15 protein-coding genes are annotated in these 17,966 nt (G+C 65.9%); 9 read left to right on the top strand and 6 right to left on the bottom strand.

Features of this window, described 5'->3' with window-relative positions:
• Positions 1–3: 3 nt before the first annotated feature.
• Together Q1W26_RS06390 and Q1W26_RS06385 are read right to left on the bottom strand one after the other, a co-directional pair.
• Positions 4–555: a flavin reductase family protein gene (locus tag Q1W26_RS06390; RefSeq protein ID WP_300437379.1), complete on the bottom strand. Its 552-nt coding sequence runs from the start codon at positions 553–555 to the stop codon at positions 4–6.
• A 68-nt stretch (positions 556–623) separates the two neighbouring features.
• Entirely contained in the window at positions 624–1,352 is a 729-nt protein-coding gene (locus Q1W26_RS06385) for a superoxide dismutase (RefSeq protein WP_300437376.1), read from the bottom strand.
• A 280-nt stretch (positions 1,353–1,632) separates the two neighbouring features.
• Here Q1W26_RS06385 and Q1W26_RS06380 point away from each other — a divergent pair, with 280 nt between their 5' ends.
• The 8 genes from Q1W26_RS06380 (at position 1,633) to ubiD (ending at position 11,051) form a co-directional block, all read left to right on the top strand.
• Positions 1,633–2,079, top strand: a complete 447-nt coding sequence (locus Q1W26_RS06380) for a DMT family transporter (protein WP_300437373.1) — start codon at positions 1,633–1,635, stop codon at positions 2,077–2,079.
• A gap of 60 nt (positions 2,080–2,139) precedes the next feature.
• The gene (locus tag Q1W26_RS06375) at positions 2,140–2,787 is read left to right on the top strand and encodes a TetR/AcrR family transcriptional regulator (RefSeq protein WP_300437370.1); all 648 of its coding nucleotides are present in this window, start codon (positions 2,140–2,142) and stop codon (positions 2,785–2,787) included.
• The gene (locus Q1W26_RS06370; protein WP_300437366.1) at positions 2,784–3,893 is read left to right on the top strand and encodes an efflux RND transporter periplasmic adaptor subunit; all 1,110 of its coding nucleotides are present in this window, start codon (positions 2,784–2,786) and stop codon (positions 3,891–3,893) included. The genes Q1W26_RS06375 and Q1W26_RS06370 overlap by 4 nt, the downstream gene beginning before the upstream one ends.
• A gap of 4 nt (positions 3,894–3,897) precedes the next feature.
• Positions 3,898–7,038, top strand: a complete 3,141-nt coding sequence (locus Q1W26_RS06365) for an efflux RND transporter permease subunit (RefSeq protein WP_300437363.1) — start codon at positions 3,898–3,900, stop codon at positions 7,036–7,038.
• Between the two features lie 125 nt (positions 7,039–7,163).
• Positions 7,164–7,817: a protein-L-isoaspartate O-methyltransferase gene (locus Q1W26_RS06360; RefSeq protein WP_300437360.1), complete on the top strand. Its 654-nt coding sequence runs from the start codon at positions 7,164–7,166 to the stop codon at positions 7,815–7,817.
• Between the two features lie 13 nt (positions 7,818–7,830).
• The gene (locus Q1W26_RS06355) at positions 7,831–8,154 is read left to right on the top strand and encodes a rhodanese-like domain-containing protein (RefSeq protein ID WP_300437357.1); all 324 of its coding nucleotides are present in this window, start codon (positions 7,831–7,833) and stop codon (positions 8,152–8,154) included.
• A 29-nt stretch (positions 8,155–8,183) separates the two neighbouring features.
• Positions 8,184–9,506, top strand: a complete 1,323-nt coding sequence (locus Q1W26_RS06350) for a TolC family outer membrane protein (RefSeq protein ID WP_300437355.1) — start codon at positions 8,184–8,186, stop codon at positions 9,504–9,506.
• A 72-nt stretch (positions 9,507–9,578) separates the two neighbouring features.
• Positions 9,579–11,051 (top strand): 4-hydroxy-3-polyprenylbenzoate decarboxylase, encoded by a 1,473-nt coding sequence (gene ubiD / locus Q1W26_RS06345; RefSeq protein WP_300437352.1) that lies wholly within the window; start codon positions 9,579–9,581, stop codon positions 11,049–11,051.
• A gap of 68 nt (positions 11,052–11,119) precedes the next feature.
• On the opposite strand, the gene Q1W26_RS06340 is transcribed toward ubiD, so the two are convergent.
• Positions 11,120–11,770, bottom strand: a complete 651-nt coding sequence (locus Q1W26_RS06340; protein WP_300437350.1) for a PEP-CTERM sorting domain-containing protein — start codon at positions 11,768–11,770, stop codon at positions 11,120–11,122.
• Between Q1W26_RS06340 and Q1W26_RS06335 the strand changes: the two genes are divergently transcribed.
• A complete protein-coding gene (locus Q1W26_RS06335) occupies positions 11,769–11,936 on the top strand; it encodes a hypothetical protein (RefSeq protein WP_300437347.1) in 168 nt (55 codons plus the stop codon). The genes Q1W26_RS06340 and Q1W26_RS06335 overlap by 2 nt on opposite strands.
• A gap of 55 nt (positions 11,937–11,991) precedes the next feature.
• Here Q1W26_RS06335 and Q1W26_RS06330 read toward each other — a convergent pair whose 3' ends face one another.
• The 3 genes from Q1W26_RS06330 to Q1W26_RS06320 are packed head-to-tail and all read right to left on the bottom strand — an operon-like array spanning position 11,992 to position 17,314.
• Positions 11,992–13,833 (bottom strand): TolC family protein, encoded by a 1,842-nt coding sequence (locus tag Q1W26_RS06330; protein ID WP_300437344.1) that lies wholly within the window; start codon positions 13,831–13,833, stop codon positions 11,992–11,994.
• Positions 13,833–15,170 (bottom strand): HlyD family type I secretion periplasmic adaptor subunit, encoded by a 1,338-nt coding sequence (locus Q1W26_RS06325; RefSeq protein ID WP_300437341.1) that lies wholly within the window; start codon positions 15,168–15,170, stop codon positions 13,833–13,835. Before Q1W26_RS06325 ends, Q1W26_RS06330 begins: the two co-directional genes overlap by 1 nt.
• Positions 15,167–17,314 carry a type I secretion system permease/ATPase gene (locus Q1W26_RS06320; RefSeq protein ID WP_300437338.1) on the bottom strand — a complete coding sequence of 716 codons (2,148 nt, stop codon included), beginning with the start codon at positions 17,312–17,314 and terminating at the stop codon, positions 15,167–15,169. Before Q1W26_RS06320 ends, Q1W26_RS06325 begins: the two co-directional genes overlap by 4 nt.
• Between the last annotated feature and the right edge of the window lie 652 nt (positions 17,315–17,966).

The following is a 17,966-nucleotide window of genomic DNA, read 5'->3' as shown; positions in this document are numbered from 1 at the left end:
GGCCTATTTCATCTTCGAGGGCAGGGCGATGGTTTCGCCGGCCAGCATGAAGGCGCCGTGGCCCCGGTGGTGCAGGGTGGGGTGATTCTTGATGTCGGGCTTGATCCAGGCCCGGACCACTTCCAGCACGAAGAGGCCGTAGCGCGACACCATTGACGGGTCGACGACCCGGCATTCGAGGTTGGCGAAGCATTCGGCGATCAGCGGCGCCTGGACCTGGCTGGCGGGCAGGGGAGTCAGGCCGAAGGTGGCGAACTTGTCGGTGTCGGTGCCGGAGGTGTTGCCGCAGCCCACCACGGCATCGGCCAGTTCAAGGGTGGGGATGTTGATCACGCATTCGCCGCTGGCCTCGACGGCGGCAAAGCTGTGGTCGCGCTTGCTGATGACGCAGCCGACCAGCGGCGGTTCGAATTCGAGCATGGTGAGCCACGACAGGGTCATCACGTTGGGCCGGCCGTGGTGGCGGGTGGACAGGAGCACGACCGGGCCGGGTTCGAGCAGGCCATTGACTTCGGCCAGGGGGTAGGGGATGGTGTTGCCGGGCGTTGTCGACATGGCAGGCCTTTCGCTGGAGCGGCCGCCCCCGCGGCGGCCGCTCCGACCAGCATAGACGATGGCGCTGTTCAGCCGAGGTTCTGCAGTGCGAATTCCCAGTTGGCCAGCTTATCGAGCACGGCGTTCACGTAGTCGGCGCGGCGGTTCTGGTAGTCGAGGTAGTAGGCGTGCTCCCATACGTCGATGGCGAGCAGCGGTTTGAGCCCCTGGGTGAGGGGCAGCTCGGCGTTGCCGGTCTTGACTACTTTGAGCCGGTCGCCATCGGCCACCAGCCAGGCCCAGCCGCTGCCGAACTGGGATACCGCGGCGGCAGAAAGCTCCTTTTTGCATGCGGCAAGGCTGCCAAACGAGGCTTCGATGCGCCGCCGGAGCTCGGCCGGGGGCTCTCCGCCGCCCTGCGGGCGCAGGCTCTGCCAGTAAAAAGTGTGGTTCCACACCTGGGCCGCGTTGTTGAATACGGCGGCCTGGGCGGCCTGGGCGGCCTTGCCGGCCGTGGCGGCGATGACCTGCTCCAGCGACAAGCCGGCCAGCTCGGTGCCGGCAACCAGGCGGTTCAGGTTGTCTACGTAGGCTTTGTGGTGCTTGCCATGGTGGTAGCCGAGGGTGTTGGCCGACAGCACCGGGTCGAGGGCGTCCATGGCGTAGGGGAGCGCCGGCAGGCTGTGCTCCGGGGCGGCGCCCAGGGCGACGCGGGCCGGGGCGCCGAGGGCGACGAGGGTGGCGGTGGCGGCGGTGGCCCGCAGAAAATCACGCCGGTTGTGTGCAGGTGCTGCGCCGTGCAGGGTAGCTGTATGCATGTGGCCTCTTCTGGCGGGAGGGGTCAAAATGGGTTTTCAGCTTATCGCATCGCGGCGAGTATTTATGTCAACTCATTAAATTTTAACGATGTGAAATTTGCACGGTTTTGATTTGTTTTTTTGGGGCGCTGTTTTTGGGAGATTGTTCTTCAGGTGGAAATAGTGTTTCCATGAAAACGAGTTTATGTGTCTGGTTTGAATAATCATAATGAGCCGTTTTTTTGGCCCGGCGGTCTGCGGCCCGGCGCCGTGTGCGACGACTCGATACAAGGACGAATTCATGCGTGAAATGCTGATGGCGCTGGCGGCACTGGCCGGCGCGGCGCTGCCGATCCAGGCCGCGATCAACGGGCAGTTGCGGAGTTTTGTGGGCAGCCCGGTGCTGACCAGCCTGATTTCCTTTTTCGCGGGCACCGTGGTGCTGGCGGCCGTCCACTTCGGCATGCAGGGGGGCTCCTTGCCGTCTGTCGCGAGCGTGGCCCGTACCTCGCCGTGGATGTGGCTGGGCGGGCCGCTGGGGACGCTTTTCGTGCTGACGGCGATCATCGTGACGCCCAGGATCGGCGCTGCGAGCATGATTGCGCTGGTGGTTGCCGGCCAGTTGTGCATGGCCTTGGTGCTCGATCATTTTGGGTGGATCGGCCTGCCGGGGCGCGAGGTGGGCGCCATGCGCATTCTGGGGGCCGGCTTGCTGCTGGCGGGCGCGGTGCTCATCACCCGGAATTGAGTCTGTCGTGCGTGGGTAAATTTATAACTGACTGGTCAGTCAGTAGTAAGATGCCGGCCCATGAATCCCACCGAACCCACCCGCCGCCAGCGGCGCAAGGAGGCCCGCCCGGCCGAGCTTGCGGCGGCAGCCCTGGCGCTATTTGTCGAAAAGGGCTTTGCGGCGACGCGTCTGGATGACGTGGCGGCGCGGGCCGGCGTCAGCAAGGGCACGCTCTACCTGTATTTCGACAGCAAGGAAGCCTTGTTCCGGGCGGTGATCGAGGAGTCGGTGTTGCCGCTGATCGATGCCTTCGAGATCAAGGTCGAAGCCCTTGGCGCCGATCCGGAGCGGCTCCTGCGCGAGCTGCTGGTGGAGTGGTGGGAGAGCTTCGGCTCCACTCCACTGGGCGGCACCTGCAAGCTGATGATTTCCGAGGCCGGCAATTTTCCCGAAGTGGCGGCCTATTTCAACGACGTGGTGATCGGGCGCTGGACCGCGCTGCTCTACCGGGTCATCGAGGCTGGCATGGAGCAGGGCGTGTTTCGTCAGGGCAATCCGGAGGCCTTGCGCCAGATGGTGTTCTACCCGCTGCTGATGCGCTCGGTGTGGCTGCATTCGATGGCCGGCTGCGTGGCCGGCCGGGCGGCGCCCGACACTTATTTCGATACCTATTTCGACGTGATCTTCCGCGGCCTGCTGGCCGCGCCTTCGCAGGAAAACCCATGATGAACCGAACTGTTATGGCCGGCGCCCTTGCCGTGGCGCTGCTTTCCGCCTGCTCGAAACCCCAGCCGGTGGCCGAGGTGCCGCGGCCGGTGGTGGTGCAGAAGCTGGCCCTGTCGCCGGTGGTGGCCGGGGCGCTGTATTCGGGCGAGGTGCGCGCGCGCTACGAGTCGGATCTGGCCTTTCGCATCGGCGGCAAGATTGTCGAGCGACAGGTGGACGTGGGCGCGGTGGTGAAGCCCGGCCAGTTGCTGGCACGGCTCGATCCAAGCGATGCGGGCCTGGCGGCCGAGGCGGCCCGCGCCCAGCTGGCGGCGGCAGAGAACGAGCGGGCCTTTGCGAAGGCGGAGATGACGCGCTACCAGGATCTGGTGGCCAGGGGCTTTGTCAGCCGCAGCGTGCTGGAAGCCAAGGAAACGAGCTTCAAGTCGGCTGCCGCGCGTGTCGAACAGGCGCGTGCCCAGGCTACCGTGGCCGGCAACCAGGCCGGCTACACGCGCCTCGTGGCCGACCAGCCGGGCGTGATCACCGCGGTGGCGGCCGAGGTGGGGCAGGTGGTGAAGGAGTCTGCGATGGTCATGAAGCTGGCCCGCGAGGGCGAGCGGGAAGTGCTGATCGCCGTGCCCGAGCGCCGCATTGCCGCGTTGCGCAAGGCCGGCCAGGTGGAAGTGCGCATGCTCAACGAGCCGGAGACGGCGCTGCAGGGCCGTGTGCGCGAGATCGCCCCGAGCGCCGACGCCGCCACGCGAACCTACGCGGTGCGCGTCAGCATTGTCGATGCGGCGCCCTCGGTGCAGCTCGGCATGACCGCCAACGTGATCCTGCCCGACGCGGCGTCGGCGGCCGGCGCGCTGTTGGTGCCCTCCACCGCGGTCTTCGAGCACCAGGGCGCCAGCGCCGTGTGGGTGATGGTTGCGGAGGGCGAGCTGGTCAAGCCGGTGCTGCGGCCGGTTACGGTGCGCCAGTACCGGGAGGACGGCGTGGTGATCGCCGCCGGCGTGCAGCCGGGCGAAACGATTGCGGTGGCCGGTGCGCACCGGATCGTGGCCGGCCAGTTGCTGCGGCCGGTGCCGCGCGCGGCGGCCGCCGGCGTGCGGGCAGGGGGCTGAGACGATGCGTTTCAATCTCTCCGAATGGGCCCTGCGTAACCAGCCGCTGGTGCGCTACCTGATCATCGCGCTGGCCATCGTGGGTGCGATGTCCTTCCAGAAACTCGGCCAGTCCGAAGATCCGCCCTTCACCTTCAAGGTGATGGTGGTGCGCACCGACTGGCCCGGCGCCTCCGCGCGGGAGGTCGAGGAGCAGCTGACCGACCGCATCGAGAAAAAACTCCAGGAAGTGCCCTACCTGGACACCCTGCGCAGCTTTTCGCGCCCCGGTGAATCGGTGGTGCTTTTTATCGCCAAGGATTCGACGCCGGTGAAGGACGTGCCGGACATTTTTTACCAGGTGCGCAAGAAGATCGGCGACATCAAGGGCACGCTGCCGGCCGGCATTCGCGGCCCGTTTTTCAACGACGAGTTTGGTGATGTATTTGGCAGCATCTACGCGCTGACGGGCGACGGCTTTGACTACGCCCAGCTCAAGGCCGAGAGCGACCGCATCCGCGCCGAGCTGCTGCGCGTGCCGAGCGTGGCCAAGGTGGATCTGATCGGCGAGCAGGAGCAGCGCATCTACGTGGAGCTTTCCAACGCCCGCCTGGCCAACCTCGGGCTGGACGTGCAGACGGTGACCCGCGCCCTCGCCGAGCAGAACGCGGTGGCGCCCGGCGGCTATTTCGAGACCCGTAACGAACGCATCTACCTGCGCCCGAGCGGCGCCTACGACACCGTCGAGGCGATCCGCGCGACGACCATCCGGGCCGGCGGGCGCGAGCTGCGGATTGGCGACATCGCCACCGTGAGCCGCGGTTTCGTCGAGCCGCCGGCGCCGCGCTTCCGCTTCCAGGGGCAGGACGCGCTGGGCCTGGGCGTGTCGATGGCCAAGGGGGGCGACATCATCGCGCTGGGCGCCAACCTCAAGGACACCCTGGCGCGCATCCAGGCGCAGTTGCCGGTGGGCATGGAACTCTCCGAGGTGGCCAGCCAGCCGGACGCCGTCAGGCGTTCGATCGACGAGTTCGTCCACTCGCTGGCCGAGGCGGTGATCATCGTGCTGGTGGTGTGCTTCTTCTCGCTCGGGCTGCGCACCGGGCTGGTGGTGGCGCTGTCGATTCCGCTGGTGCTGGCGGTCACCTTCTTCGGCATGCGCCTCTTTGACGTGGGCCTGCACAAGATTTCGCTGGGTGCGCTGATTCTCGCCCTCGGCCTGCTGGTGGACGACGCGATCATCGCCGTCGAGATGATGCTGGTGAAAATGGAGCAGGGCTGGGATCGCTCGAAGGCCGCGGCCTTTGCCTACACCAGCACCGCCGGGCCGATGCTGTCCGGCACGCTGGTCACGGTGGCGGGCTTTCTGCCCATCGCCACGGCGCAATCCTCCACCGGCGAATACACCCGCTCGATCTTCCAGGTGAACGCCATTGCGCTGCTGGCCTCATGGCTGGCGGCGGTGATCGTGGTGCCCTACCTGGGCTACGTGCTGCTGCCCGACCCCCGGGCCAAGAAGAAAACCAGCTGGGTCGCAACCCACTTTCCGCGCCTCGAGCGTCTCAAGGACCGCATCGGCCTGGGCGAGCCGCATTTCGAAGGCGATGAGGACGAAGTCTTCCGCACGCCTTTCTACAACCGCTTCAGGAAGCTGGTGGATGGCTGCGTGGCCCGCCGCTGGGTGGTGATCGGCACCACGCTGGCACTCTTCGCGGCGGCGATTGCCGGTTTTGGGTTCGTTCAGCAGCAGTTCTTCCCCAACTCGACGCGGATCGAACTGCTCATCGACCTGCGCCTGCCGGAAGGCTCGAGCCTGCGCGCCACCCAAACCGAGGTTGAAAAGCTGGAAGCCATCCTGAAGCAGGAAAAAGGCATCGCCAATTACGTGGCCTACGTGGGCACCGGCAGCCCGCGCTTTTACCTGCCCCTCGACCAGCAATTGCCGGCGCCCAATTTTGCCCAGTTCGTGATCCTCGCCAACGACATCCCGGCGCGGGAGGCGCTGCGCGAGCGGATGATCGAACTCTTCCGCAACGACTTCCCCAACCTGCGTGCCAACGTCGCGCGTCTGGAAAACGGCCCGCCGGTGGGCTTTCCGGTGCAGTTCCGGGTGAGCGGGCCGGACATTCCGACGGTGCGCAAGTACGCCGCCGAGGTGGCCGCGGTGATGCGCACCAACCCCAGCCTGTCGGATGTGCAGCTCGACTGGGACGAGCAATCCAAGGTGCTGCGCGTCGACGTGGACCAGCACAAGGCGCGCCTGCTCGGCCTCACCACCCAGGACGTGGCCAACTTCCTCAACACCTCCCAGCGCGGCCTCGTGGCCACCAGCTATCGCGAGGGCATCGAGTCCATCGACGTGATGCTGCGCGGCGATGCCGTCGAGCGCGACAAGCTGTCGCTCGTCGCCGAACTGTCGATTCCGACCCGCGCCGGCAAGTCGGTGCCGCTGGGGCAGGTGGCCACCGTCAGCTACGCCTTCGAACAGGGCCTGGTGTGGCGCCGCAACCGCGAGCCGACCATCACCGCCCGGGCCCAGATCTACGACAGCCGCATCCAGGCGCCCACCGTCACGGCCCAGGTCGAGCCGTTGCTTGCGCCAATCCGCGCGCAGCTTCCGGCTGGCTACCGCATCGAGACCGGCGGCGCGGTGGAGGAGAGCGCCAAGGGGCAAAGCTCGGTGAACGCCGGCTTCCCGCTGTTCCTGGCGGTGGTGTTCACGGCGCTGATGGTGCAGCTCGGCAGCTTTTCGCGCACCGCGATGGTGGTGCTGACCGCACCGCTCGGGCTGATCGGGGTGGTGCTCTTCCTGCTGCTCTTCAACCAGCCCTTCGGCTTTGTTGCCATGCTCGGCACCATCGCGCTGTTCGGCATGATCATGCGCAACTCGGTGATTCTCGTGGACCAGATCGAGCAGGACGTGGACAAGGGCCTGTCGATCTGGGATGCCATCGTGGAATCAGCGGTGCGCCGCCTGCGCCCCATCGCGCTGACCGCCGCCGCCGCGGTGCTGGCGATGATTCCGCTGACCCGCAGCACCTTCTTCGGGCCGATGGCGGTGGCGATCATGGGCGGCCTGATCGTCGCCACGCTGCTGACCCTGCTTTTTGTACCGGCCCTGTATGCCGCCTGGTACCGGGTGAAGCGGGAGCCGGCTGCCGGATAGGGCGTTGATACACGGATGATCTGCACGCCGCCCAAGTAGGCTAAAATCGATGAGTTTTTGGCTGATATTCAGGCATGCAGATCATTAATATTAGCTTGTGCTAATATTTATCGGGGAGTCACACAATGAATTTCGAACAAGCACGGTTCAACATGGTCGAGCAGCAGATCCGCCCCTGGGAGGTGCTGGATTTTGGCGTGCTCGACGTGCTGATGAGCGTCCGCCGCGAGGAGTTTGTGCCGGAAGCCTACAAGGGCGTCGCCCTGTCCGAGGCCGAGATCCCCCTCGGCAACGGTAGCACCATGCTGATTCCGGTCATCGAGGGCAAGATTCTCCAGGCCGTCCAGGTCAAGGCTTCCGACAAGGTGCTCGAAGTGGGTGCCGGTTCCGGCTACTTCGCCGCGCTGCTGGCCGCCAAGGCCGACTGGGTACGCACCGTCGAGATCGATCCGGCGCTGGTCAACATGGCCCACGACAATCTCAAGCGCTACGGCGTCGAGAACGTCATCGTCGAGGAAGGCGATGCCATCCGCGGTTGGCCCAGCAACGCCCCCTACGACCTCATCGTCGTCTCCGGCGGCGTGCCCTTGATCCCCGAAACCCTGCTCCAGCAGCTCAAGGTGGGTGGTCGCCTGTTCGCCTTTGTCGGCGAGCAGCACCTGATGACCGCCCAGCTGGTCACCTGCGTGGCGGAGGGCAAGTACAGCACTGAATCCCTCTTCGAAAACGCGGTGCCGATGATGCGCAACGCACCTCAGAAAAACGCGTTCTCGTTCTGAAAAACACCACGCGATGAAGCAGATCACACCCGTGCAACTGGCCGAATGGCTGCAGGACGCATCCCGTCCGGCGCCCTTCCTTCTGGATGTTCGCGAGCCGTCCGAGTTTGCCTACTGCGCCATTCCCGGCTCGGTGCCGATGCCGATGGCCAGCGTGCCGGCGCGCGCGCAGGAGCTCCCGGACGACGTCGATATCGTGGTGATCTGTCATCACGGCGGGCGCAGCATGCAGGTGGCGATGTTCCTGGAGCGCCAGGGCTTCGCCAGCCTCATCAACCTGGCCGGCGGAGTGGCCCAGTGGGCGCAGCAGGTCGATCCGGCCATGCCCCAGTATTGAAACGTGCAAGACACGTGACGGAGAAGCGAATGAAACAGCGTGCGGCAGGTGTGGCAGTCGCAATGGCGGCAGGCCTGATGGCGGCCGGAGCGGGCGCGGCAGACCTCGAACAGGTCTATCGCGATGCCCTGACCTACGATGCGACGCTGGCCGGTGCGCGGGCCAGCCTCGAAGCCGGCCGTGAAAAGCTGCCCCAGGGCCGTGCCGGGCTGTTGCCTTCGGTCAACCTCACCGGTAACAGCAACTGGAACCAGGTCGACGTCAATCACTTCAACCGCACCGGCAACTACAACAGCAACGGCTGGCAGGTTCAGCTCACCCAGCCGCTGTTCCGCTGGCAGAACTGGGTGCAGTACAAGCAGGGCGAAATGCAGGTCGCGCTGTCCGAGGCCCAGTACCAGCTGGCCCGTCAGGATCTGACCCTGCGCGCCGCCCAGGGGTATTTCGACGTGCTGGTGGCCCAGGACGTGCTCGCTGCCGCAACGGCGCTCCACGAGGCCAACACCCAGCAACTGGCGTTGGGCAAGAAGAGTTTCGAGGTCGGCACCGTCACCATCACCGACGTGCACGAAGCCCAGTCCCGCGCCGACCTGTCGTCGGCCCAGATGATTGCCGCCGAGAGCGACCTGGCGGTCAAGCGCCACGCGCTGCTGGTGCTCACCGGCAAGGAGCCGGACGCGCTCAAGGGCCTGCGCAAGGGCGTCGCCTTGAGTCGTCCCGAGCCGGCCGACATCCAGTCGTGGGTCGCGTCGGCCGAAACCGGCAGTTATGCGGTGCAGGCCGCGCAGATCGGCCGCGAAATCTCCGACCGTGAGGTCGAGCGCAATCGCTCCGCCCACCTGCCCACCGTCGATCTGGTGGCGAGCTACGGCAACGCGGTCGGTTCGACGGCCGCCGTCAGCCCGAGCCCGATCCGCACCGATACCGATTCCACCGTCGTCGGTGTTCAACTGGCGCTGCCGCTGTTCCAGGGCGGCGCGGTGAATTCCCGTGTGCGCGAAGCCGCCGCCTTGCGCGACAAGGCCAGTGCCGATCTCGACAACGCCCGCCGCACCGCAGCCCAGAACGCCCGCCAGGCCTATCTCGGCGTCAGCAGCGGACTGGCCCAGGTCAAGGCCTTCGAGGCCGCCCAGGTGTCGTCCCGTTCGGCGCTCGACGCCAACAAGCTGGGCTACGAAGTGGGCGTGCGCATCAACATCGACGTGCTCAACGCCCAGAGCCAGCTTTTCGACACCCTGCAAAAGCTCTCCAAGGCCCGCTACGACACCCTGCTGGCCCAGCTCAAGCTCAAAGCCGCCGCCGGCACGCTGGGCGACGACGACATCAAGGCCATCAACGCCTTGCTCGACTGAGTATTCGCACCTCCTGCCCTCAACGGCCGCCTGTGCGGCCGTTTCCATTTCTCCTTACTCGCTCCTGCCACCATGCGCTATACCGACCTGCGTGACTTCATCGCCCAGCTGGAAAAGCTCGGCGAACTCAAGCGGATAAAGACCGAGGTCGATCCGCACCTCGAGATGACCGAGATCTGTGACCGGGTGCTGCGTGCCGGCGGGCCGGCGATCCTCTTCGAGAACCCGAAAGGGCATTCCGTGCCGGTGCTGGCCAACCTGTTCGGCACGCCGCAGCGGGTGGCGCTGGGCATGGGCGTGAGCGGCGACGACTGGCAGAACGCCCTGCGCGAAGTGGGCAAGCTGCTCGCCTTCCTCAAGGAACCCGAGCCGCCCAAGGGCCTGAAGGATGCGTGGGACAAGCTGCCGGTGTTCCGCCAGGTGCTCAACATGTCGCCGAAGGTGGTGTCGTCGGCGCCGTGCCAGCAGGTGGTGAAAGAAGGGCGCGACGTGAATCTGGCCGAGCTGCCTATTCAGCACTGCTGGCCCGGCGACGCGGCGCCGCTGATCACCTGGGGCCTCGTCGTGACCCGCGGCCCCCACAAGACCCGCCAGAACCTGGGCATTTACCGGCAGCAGGTGCTCGGCCCCAACAAGGTGATCATGCGCTGGCTGGCCCACCGGGGCGGCGCGCTGGATTTTCTCGAGCATCAAAAGGCCCACCCCGGCCAGCCCTTCCCGGTGGCGGTGGTGCTGGGCTGCGATCCGGCAACCATCCTGGGCGCCGTGACGCCGGTGCCCGATTCGCTGTCCGAATACCAGTTTGCCGGGCTGCTGCGTGGCGCCAAGACCGAGCTGGTCAAGTGCATTGGCTCCGATCTGCAGGTGCCGGCATCAAGCGAGATCGTGCTCGAAGGTGTGATCAACCCGGGCGAGATGGCCCTCGAAGGCCCGTATGGCGATCACACCGGCTATTACAACGAGCAGTCGGAATTTCCGGTGTTCACCATCGAGCGCATCACCAGCCGGCGTGACCCGATTTACCACAGCACCTACACCGGCAAACCGCCCGACGAGCCGGCCATGCTCGGCGTGGCGCTCAACGAAGTCTTCGTGCCGCTGCTGCAAAAACAATTCACCGAAATCGTCGATTTCTACCTGCCGCCGGAGGGCTGTTCGTACCGGCTGGCGGTGGTCAGCATCAAGAAGCAGTACCCCGGCCATGCCAAGCGGGTGATGTTCGGCATCTGGAGCTTCCTGCGCCAGTTCATGTACACCAAGTTCATCATCGTGGTGGATGACGACGTGAACATCCGCGACTGGAAGGAAGTGATCTGGGCGCTCACCACCCGCATGGACGCCACCCGCGACACCACGCTGGTGGATAACACGCCCATCGACTACCTCGACTTTGCCAGCCCGGTGGCCGGCCTGGGCTCCAAAATGGGCCTCGATGCCACCAACAAATGGCCGGGCGAAACAAACCGCGAATGGGGCACGCCCATCGTGATGGATGCGGCGGTAAAGACGCGCGTGGACGCAATGTGGGGCGAGCTGGGGCTCTGAACGCCGGCGGCCCCAGCGCTAAAAAGCAGCCCGCGGGCTGCTTTTTTACTGGCCGGCGCGCGGGGTTTTCAGCGCTTGCGGCGGGCTGCCGCGAGGGCGGCGAGGGCGCCGCCGATGAGGGCCAGGGAGGTCGGTTCGGGAACCGTTCCGGTGACCGGGTCCGGGGTGACGCCGAGCACGCCGACGGTGATGCCATGCCAGCCCTCGCTGGTGTCGGTAAAGGTGATCGAGGTGTAGTCGCCCACCAGCTGGATCACGCCGTGGACTTCGCCGTTGCCGAAGAAGCCGGTGCCGGCGCCGTTGACGATGGGCGTGCCATTACCCCAGAAGCCTTGGCCGTAGCTCAGCACGTTGATCGGGGCGCCGAAGTCCACCGTGTTGCCGTTCCAGCTGACCAGACCGATGAGCGGGTTGCTCACGCTCTGGGAGAAGGTGATGGTCTTGGTGCCGCCGGTGCTGAACTGGATGATGTCGCTATCCGGGGGGCCATTGGGCACGGTGGCGCTGGTGTAGACGTTGGGCACCCAGTAATTGGTGCCGCCGGCGGTCTGGGCGCCGGAGTAGGGGCCGGAATACACGACGCTGACGTTGCTGCTGCCGACGCTCAGGGTGCCGCTGACGCTGGAGGCTGCGGCACTGGTCCAGTCGGTCCAGTAGGCGGAAGCGAAGGCCGACGGGGCGGCGAGGGCTGCGAGGAGGGCGGCGGCAACGAGGCGCATGATGTTTCCTTTCGGGACGCAAGACGGTTTTAGTGAGTTAGACCTTTTCTTGCAAATTTCGGGCCGTTTTGTCTTTTATGCAAAAAAAGATAAAAACGTTTTGAAAGTCAATGTGATGCCCGCACAAGTAAAAAAACGTCAGCTTCCGGGTTGTGGCCGGTTGTAAAAAAAGCCGACATGCAAAACAAAACGGCCAGCGATTTGCTGGCCGTTGTGTGTTTTCAGGGTTCCTGCGGGCTTGTGCTGGCGGCAGGGGCCGGGCTGGGGGGCCGGGGGGGCGACAGTACGGTTTCGGCGGCAATCTTCCACTGTCCGTCCACCTTCACCCAGTCGAGCTGTTTTCTGACGGTGTCGTGGTATTGGGCGGCGCTGTAGTGCTGGGTGAAGCGTACGCTGACGCGATCCATGCTGCGTGGGCGCAGCTTGATGCCGTCGAGTCTGATCTGTGGCGATCTGGCGCCGCTGATGCGCTGGCGGCGCTCGGCTTCCCAGTCGGCGGTGCTGCGGCCTTTGCCGGGCTGGAAGTCGGCGCTGTAGAAGGCGCGGTAGGTGTCGAAAGCCTGCGCGCTCCAGGCCGCAGCCCAGGCTTCGGTGCGGGTCTTGAGCGAGGTGTCGGCGCTGTCGGCAGGCGGGCGGGGCGGGGAAACCACGTCCACCTGCGGGGCCGGCGGCGCGTCGACGGTGGGCACCGGGGCGGCGGCGAGGGCCGGCGAGACGTACTGGGTGCCGAGCAGTTCGGGGGCGATCGGGGCGGGGCGGTAGCGGCTGCGCAGGGCCTCGCGCAGTTCGCCGGCAAAGCCGAGGAGCTGGGCTTGCAGGGTGGTTTGCTGGGCGCGGTTTTCGATCAGGCTGCGCTGGGCTTCGAAGAGATCGCCCTGGGCGATGGACAGGTCGTTGAGCGAGCGGCGGCCGGCGTCGAAGTGCAGTTCGTAGGCGCTGGACACGCGCTGGGCGGCGGCGACGCGCTGTTCCAGCATGGGGGCGATCAGGCGGGCTTCGGCGTACTGGCGCTGGAGGTCGGTGATGTCTTTGGAAACCTTGAGCAGCAGGTCGTCGGCGTCGGCCTGGGCGGCCTGGTGGCGCTCGACGGCTTCGGTGTGGCGGCCGAGGTTCTTGCCGCCGAGGGGAATGTCGAGGCTGACCTGGAGCTGGCCGGAGCGGTCGGTGTCGGACACCGGCACCGGACGGGTGGTGTTGTCGAGGCGCTTGTTGTAGCTGAGATCCACCGCCGGGAAGAAGCTGCCGCGGGCCACGCCGATTTCGGCCTGGCGGGCGGCGGTGCGCTGGAGGGCTGCGCGCAGGCGCGGGTTGCGTTCGTGGATGCGCTCGACCAGGGTGTCGATGTCGGCGTCGCCCTCGGCGGGCTGGATCGCCGGCAGCACCAGGTTTTCGGGCGGCTGGCCGGTGAGCAGGCGGTAACGGTATTCGGCGGTGCCAAGCTGCGCGCGCAACTGGCCGAGCAGGGCGCGGTTCTGGATCAGGCGCACGCGCATCAGGTCGAGTTCGGCCGACGCGATGCGTCCGGCCTCGACCCGGTGGGCGACGTTGGCCTCGACTCTTTCCTGGCGGGCGATGGTGGCCTGCAGGCTTTCCTGCAGCTGGCGCAGGCGCACCACGTCGCTGTAGTTCTCGGTGATTTCGAAGGCGACCTGTTCGAGCACGTTGTCGAGGTCGGCGTCGGCGGCGTCGCGGTTGAGGCTGCCGGCCTGCAGGCGGGCGGTGTCGGCGCCGCCGTTGAAGATGTTCCAGCGCAGGCTGGCGTCGCTGCGCCGGATGTTGCGGTCGAGCGGCCGCCCCTGGGTTTCGTCGCGGGAGTCGGCGTTGCGGTAGCTCAGCCCGACGCTGGGCAGGAAGTCGGAGCGGGCCTGGGTGATCTGGGCGTCGGCGGCGCGCAGCAGGGCCTGGGCGGAGCGCACGCTGGGCTGCTGGAGCAGCACCTTGTCCACCACGGCGGGCAGGGGTTCGGCGCGGGCGATGCCGGCGGCGAGGCCGATTCCGGCCAGGGCGAGAAGGGCGAGCGGGGCGCGGAGGCGGCTCGGGCGGGGGGCGGGTGTCGGGCTCATCAGCGTTCGCGCAGGGATTTGTCCAGGGTTTTGACGATGGGTTTTAGCATGTATTCCATCATCGTGCGCTTGCCGGTCTGGATGCTGGCGTCGGCCGCCATGCCCGGGGAAATGCTGAGGTGTTCGGAAGGATCGCCGAGGAAGTTTTTCTGCGCTTCGAGCAGCACTTCGAAGAAGGTTTCCTTGCGTTCGGCATCCACCACCGCGTCGGCGCCCACTCGCACAACCTTGCCGGGCAGGGTGCCGAAGATGGACGAATCGTAGGCGCTGATGCGGATGCGGGCGTCCTGGCCGGGCTTGAGGAAGGCGATGTCCGAGGGCTTCACCCGGGCGGTGATGAGCAGGCGCTCTTCGGCCGGGACGACTTCCATGATGGTTTCGCCGGCCTTCACCACGCCGCCGACGGTGGTGACCAGCAGTCGATTGACCACGCCGTCGAGCGGCGCGCGCAGTTCGCGGCGGGCCACCCGGTCGTTGCGGCCGGTGAGTTGTTCGCCGAGCTGGGCGGCTCGCAGTTCGGCCTCGGATCTTTCCTTGCTGGTTTCGGTGAGAAAGCGCGCGCGGGTTTCCGAGAGCCGGGCCTGGGCTTCGGCGACTGAAGCCTGGATGCGGCCGATGGCGATGCGGGTGGTTTCGAGTTCGCCTTTCTGGCTGGTGTAGCGTTGCTGGGCGGTGAGCAGGTCGGCGCGGGCGCCGGCGCCGTTGGCGGCGAGTTTTTCTTCGATGGCGAGGGCTTCGCGGGCTGGGCCGATGGCCTCGCCCAGGGCCTGGTGACGGGCGCGGGCTTCGGCCAGCTCCTGCTGGCGCTGGGTGAGCTGGCGGGCCAGGGTTTCGAGGCTGTTTTCGCGTTCCTGCCGGCGGGTCTGCCACAGGGTGCGTTGTTCGCGGACGATCTCGGGGGCGCTTTTTTCGAGTTCCGCCGGGAAGGCCGGGGTGATGCCGCGGGCTTCCGCGTCGAGGCGCACGAGGGCGGCCTGGGCGCCGAACAGGCCTTGCTGGGCTTCGCCCTGCTCGGCGTTGAACTGAAGGTTCTGAACGCTGGCGAGCACTTCGCCTTTCTTGACGACGGCGCCTTCACGGACGTTGAGCGCCTGCAGGATGCCGCCTTCCATGCTCTGGATCTGCTGCACGCGGCTGGACGGGATGACGGCGCCCATGGCGGTGACCGAAATGTCGAGGCGGGCGAAGCTCATCCACGCAAACAGCAGCACGATGAAGGCGGCGGTGGTGCCGAGCAGGATCAGCACGGCGCGGCGCGGGCCGCGCTCGAAATCCGGGTGGCTGCTGAGGGCTTCCGCTTCGATGCGGTGGTGGGGCTGGCTGGCGTTGGTTTTCATGCGGCGAACTCCCGCGGGGCGGCCGCTGCCGGCCCGCCCTGCAGTTTGCGAAGGACTTCGTTACGGGGGCCGTCCATGACCACCCGGCCCTGGTCGAGCACGACCAGGCGGTCGACCAGCGGCAGCATGGCCATGCGGTGGGTGACCAGCAGCATGGTGATGCCCTTGATGCTGCGCAGGTTGTCGATGAGCCGCGCCTCGGTGGCCGGGTCCATCATGCTGGAGGGTTCGTCCAGCAGCAGCATGCGGGGCTTCTGGACCAGCGCGCGGGCGATGGACACCGCCTGGCGCTGGCCGCCGGAGAGGCGCTCGCCGCGCTCGCCGACCTGGGTGCCGAGGCCCTTGGGCAGCTGGGTCAGGGTTTCGTCGAGGCACGACAGGCGCAGGGCTTCGAGCAGTTGCTCGTCGCCCGCCTGGCTGCCGCCCAGGAGGATGTTCTCGCGGATGTCGCCGTGAAAGAGCACGACATCCTGCGGCACGTAGCCCACCTGGCGGCGCAGGCTCTGGGGTTCGAGCTGGTTCACCGCAATGCCGTCCACCATCACGGTGCCCTGGTCGGGGCCGTAGAGGTTGAGGAGCAGCTTGAACAGGGTGCTCTTGCCGGAACCGATGCGGCCGATGAAGCCGATCCGCTCGCCGGGGCGGATGGTGAGGTTGAGGCCCTTGAGCAGCGGCGCGCCTTCCGGGTAGGCGAAATGCACATCCCGGAAATCCAGGCGGCCGGCCAGGCGCGGCAGGTGCAGGCTGTCGGTGGTTTCGTCGGTGGGCGACTCCATGATCTTGTCGAGGGCGTCGAGGGCCTGGCGGGTCTGTTCGTAGCGCACGATCAGCGCGGCAATCTGCGTGGCCGGGGTGATGGCGCGGCCGGCCAGCATCGACACGGCGATGAGCTGGCCCATGGTGAGATCGCCAGCGCCGATCATCAGCGCGCCGAACATCACGATGAGAATCGAGCTGAGGTTGGTGACGAGCAGCGAGATGTAGGTGCCGAAGGATGTCCATTCGCGCATCTGCACCGAGTTCCCGGAGATCTTCACGGTCAGCATTTCCCACTGGCGGCGGGCCCAGGCTTCGGCGCCGAGGGATTTGATGGTGTCGACGCCGTTCATCACCTCGAAAAGGTGGGCGGTGCGCTGGGCCGACTCCTGCATGCTGCTGCCGAGAATGCGCGTGAGCGGGCGGCGGATCAGCATCGACACCGCCACCGTGAGCGGAATCAGCACCAGCGGCACGAGCACCAGCCAGTGCCCGATCAGGGCGATCAGAACCAGGAAGAACAGCATGAAGGGCACGTCGCCCAGCACGGTGAGCGTGGACGAGGTGACGAATTCGCGCACCGATTCAAAGTCGCGCACGATGTTGGCCAGCACCCCGCCCGAGGCCGGGCGGTTGGCGGCCCGCAGGCGCAGGGCCTGGGCGAACACGTGGGACGACATGGCCACGTCGGCCTTGCGGGCGGCCGATTCCAGCAGGTAGCTGCGCAGCATCTTCACGACAAGGTCGAACAGAGCCACCACCACCACTGCGCCGGTCAGCACCCACAGGCTGTCGAGGGCGTTGTTGGGCAGCACGCGGTCATAAACCGACATGGTGTAGAAGGGGATCACCGCCGCAAAGACGTTGGTCAGCACGGTGGCCAGCAGGGCCCAGCCGTAGATCGCCTTGTTGGCCAGCAGGGTGTCCCAGAACCAGCGGCGCGGCCGCGGCAGGTGGTAGAGCAGGCTGCGGGTGTCGAAGAACACCAGCGGCCGCACAAAGTACGCCACGCCGGCGTAATCGGCCGTTAGCGCGGCCAGCTCGAGCTTCACGCTGCCGCGGATGCCGGCCTGCACGCATTCAAAGCTGTCGCCGTCGCGGCGCAGCAGGATCAGCGGATCGCCCCCTTCGGCCGCAAACACCAGCGCCGGCAGTTCCGACGCCTTGAAATCCGCCACGCCCTTTTTGGCCCGGCTCAGGGAAAGCCCGCCGCGCTGGGCGCATTCGAGAATCTGCGCCTCGGTGATCCGCCCGTCGGTAACGGGAGTGTCGGCCAGCAACTGGACCGGGTCGGCGCGCTTGCCGAAAAAATGAGCCAGGAACAGGAGTTGGTCGATGACCCCGTCGACCGAAGCCTCGCCGGGGTGTGATGAGGGTGTCTCGCGCATGGGCTGGGTGCTCTGTTGAACGGTTGGTGGCGGCGGTCGGGCTCGACGATCGATTCATTCACACGGGTTGTGGGACGAATGCAATACGCCATTGCGGCGGCTATTTGGCCCGGGCCGAATCGCTTATTAACGTTGTGGCAGGGCCGGCGGACAGGGGCCGCATGGATCAGGCCGAGATGGTGCCATAACAGTCCATTCGCCAAATGTTAAAAAATCACGATTATTCTTTTTGCAAAATTCACGCTTATTTGTTTGTGATAATTTTCATGGATGCGGCGTGATGGATTGCACGAGAAATTAAACGAATTTAACAATTACGGTGTCTTATTGAGGGCTCCATTTGCGTGGCGATTCAATAATCATATGTGCTGGAATGCGGGTGTTATTTTTGATGCCCGAGTGTGCACTATTGCCTGTCGGGGGTTTTGTCCGTTCGGCGGGGCTTTTTCGAGGCTTGGCAGCGCCCCGGAAATTATTCGTAAGGCGCCTTTTGTTTGTAATTTAGTTGTTTTTAAACAATGACTTGGTTGTTTTGTTGGGCTCGTCTGGAGGGCCTTTGAAACGTGGCGTCGTGTGTCGTGCGATGCATTCTTGCAAAAGGGGCTGTCGGTTTTTTTTACACCGGATAATGATTTGTGATTTTTGACACACG

The organism is Zoogloea sp., from assembly GCF_030157465.1.
In the GTDB taxonomy this organism is placed as follows: Bacteria; Pseudomonadota; Gammaproteobacteria; order Burkholderiales; family Rhodocyclaceae; genus Zoogloea.
Note: the sequence above shows the minus strand (reverse complement) of the source record. Positions and strands in the feature narration are given on the sequence as shown.

Coding starts and splice junctions, on each gene's coding strand:
- Q1W26_RS06390 (WP_300437379.1), bottom strand. CDS start 555: ATGTCGACAACGCCCGGCAACACCATCCCCTACCCCCTGGCCGAAGTC.
- Q1W26_RS06385 (WP_300437376.1), bottom strand. CDS start 1,352: ATGCATACAGCTACCCTGCACGGCGCAGCACCTGCACACAACCGGCGT.
- Q1W26_RS06380 (WP_300437373.1), top strand. CDS start 1,633: ATGCGTGAAATGCTGATGGCGCTGGCGGCACTGGCCGGCGCGGCGCTG.
- Q1W26_RS06375 (WP_300437370.1), top strand. CDS start 2,140: ATGAATCCCACCGAACCCACCCGCCGCCAGCGGCGCAAGGAGGCCCGC.
- Q1W26_RS06370 (WP_300437366.1), top strand. CDS start 2,784: ATGATGAACCGAACTGTTATGGCCGGCGCCCTTGCCGTGGCGCTGCTT.
- Q1W26_RS06365 (WP_300437363.1), top strand. CDS start 3,898: ATGCGTTTCAATCTCTCCGAATGGGCCCTGCGTAACCAGCCGCTGGTG.
- Q1W26_RS06360 (WP_300437360.1), top strand. CDS start 7,164: ATGAATTTCGAACAAGCACGGTTCAACATGGTCGAGCAGCAGATCCGC.
- Q1W26_RS06355 (WP_300437357.1), top strand. CDS start 7,831: ATGAAGCAGATCACACCCGTGCAACTGGCCGAATGGCTGCAGGACGCA.
- Q1W26_RS06350 (WP_300437355.1), top strand. CDS start 8,184: ATGAAACAGCGTGCGGCAGGTGTGGCAGTCGCAATGGCGGCAGGCCTG.
- ubiD (WP_300437352.1), top strand. CDS start 9,579: ATGCGCTATACCGACCTGCGTGACTTCATCGCCCAGCTGGAAAAGCTC.
- Q1W26_RS06335 (WP_300437347.1), top strand. CDS start 11,769: ATGATGTTTCCTTTCGGGACGCAAGACGGTTTTAGTGAGTTAGACCTT.
- Q1W26_RS06340 (WP_300437350.1), bottom strand. CDS start 11,770: ATGCGCCTCGTTGCCGCCGCCCTCCTCGCAGCCCTCGCCGCCCCGTCG.
- Q1W26_RS06330 (WP_300437344.1), bottom strand. CDS start 13,833: ATGAGCCCGACACCCGCCCCCCGCCCGAGCCGCCTCCGCGCCCCGCTC.
- Q1W26_RS06325 (WP_300437341.1), bottom strand. CDS start 15,170: ATGAAAACCAACGCCAGCCAGCCCCACCACCGCATCGAAGCGGAAGCC.
- Q1W26_RS06320 (WP_300437338.1), bottom strand. CDS start 17,314: ATGCGCGAGACACCCTCATCACACCCCGGCGAGGCTTCGGTCGACGGG.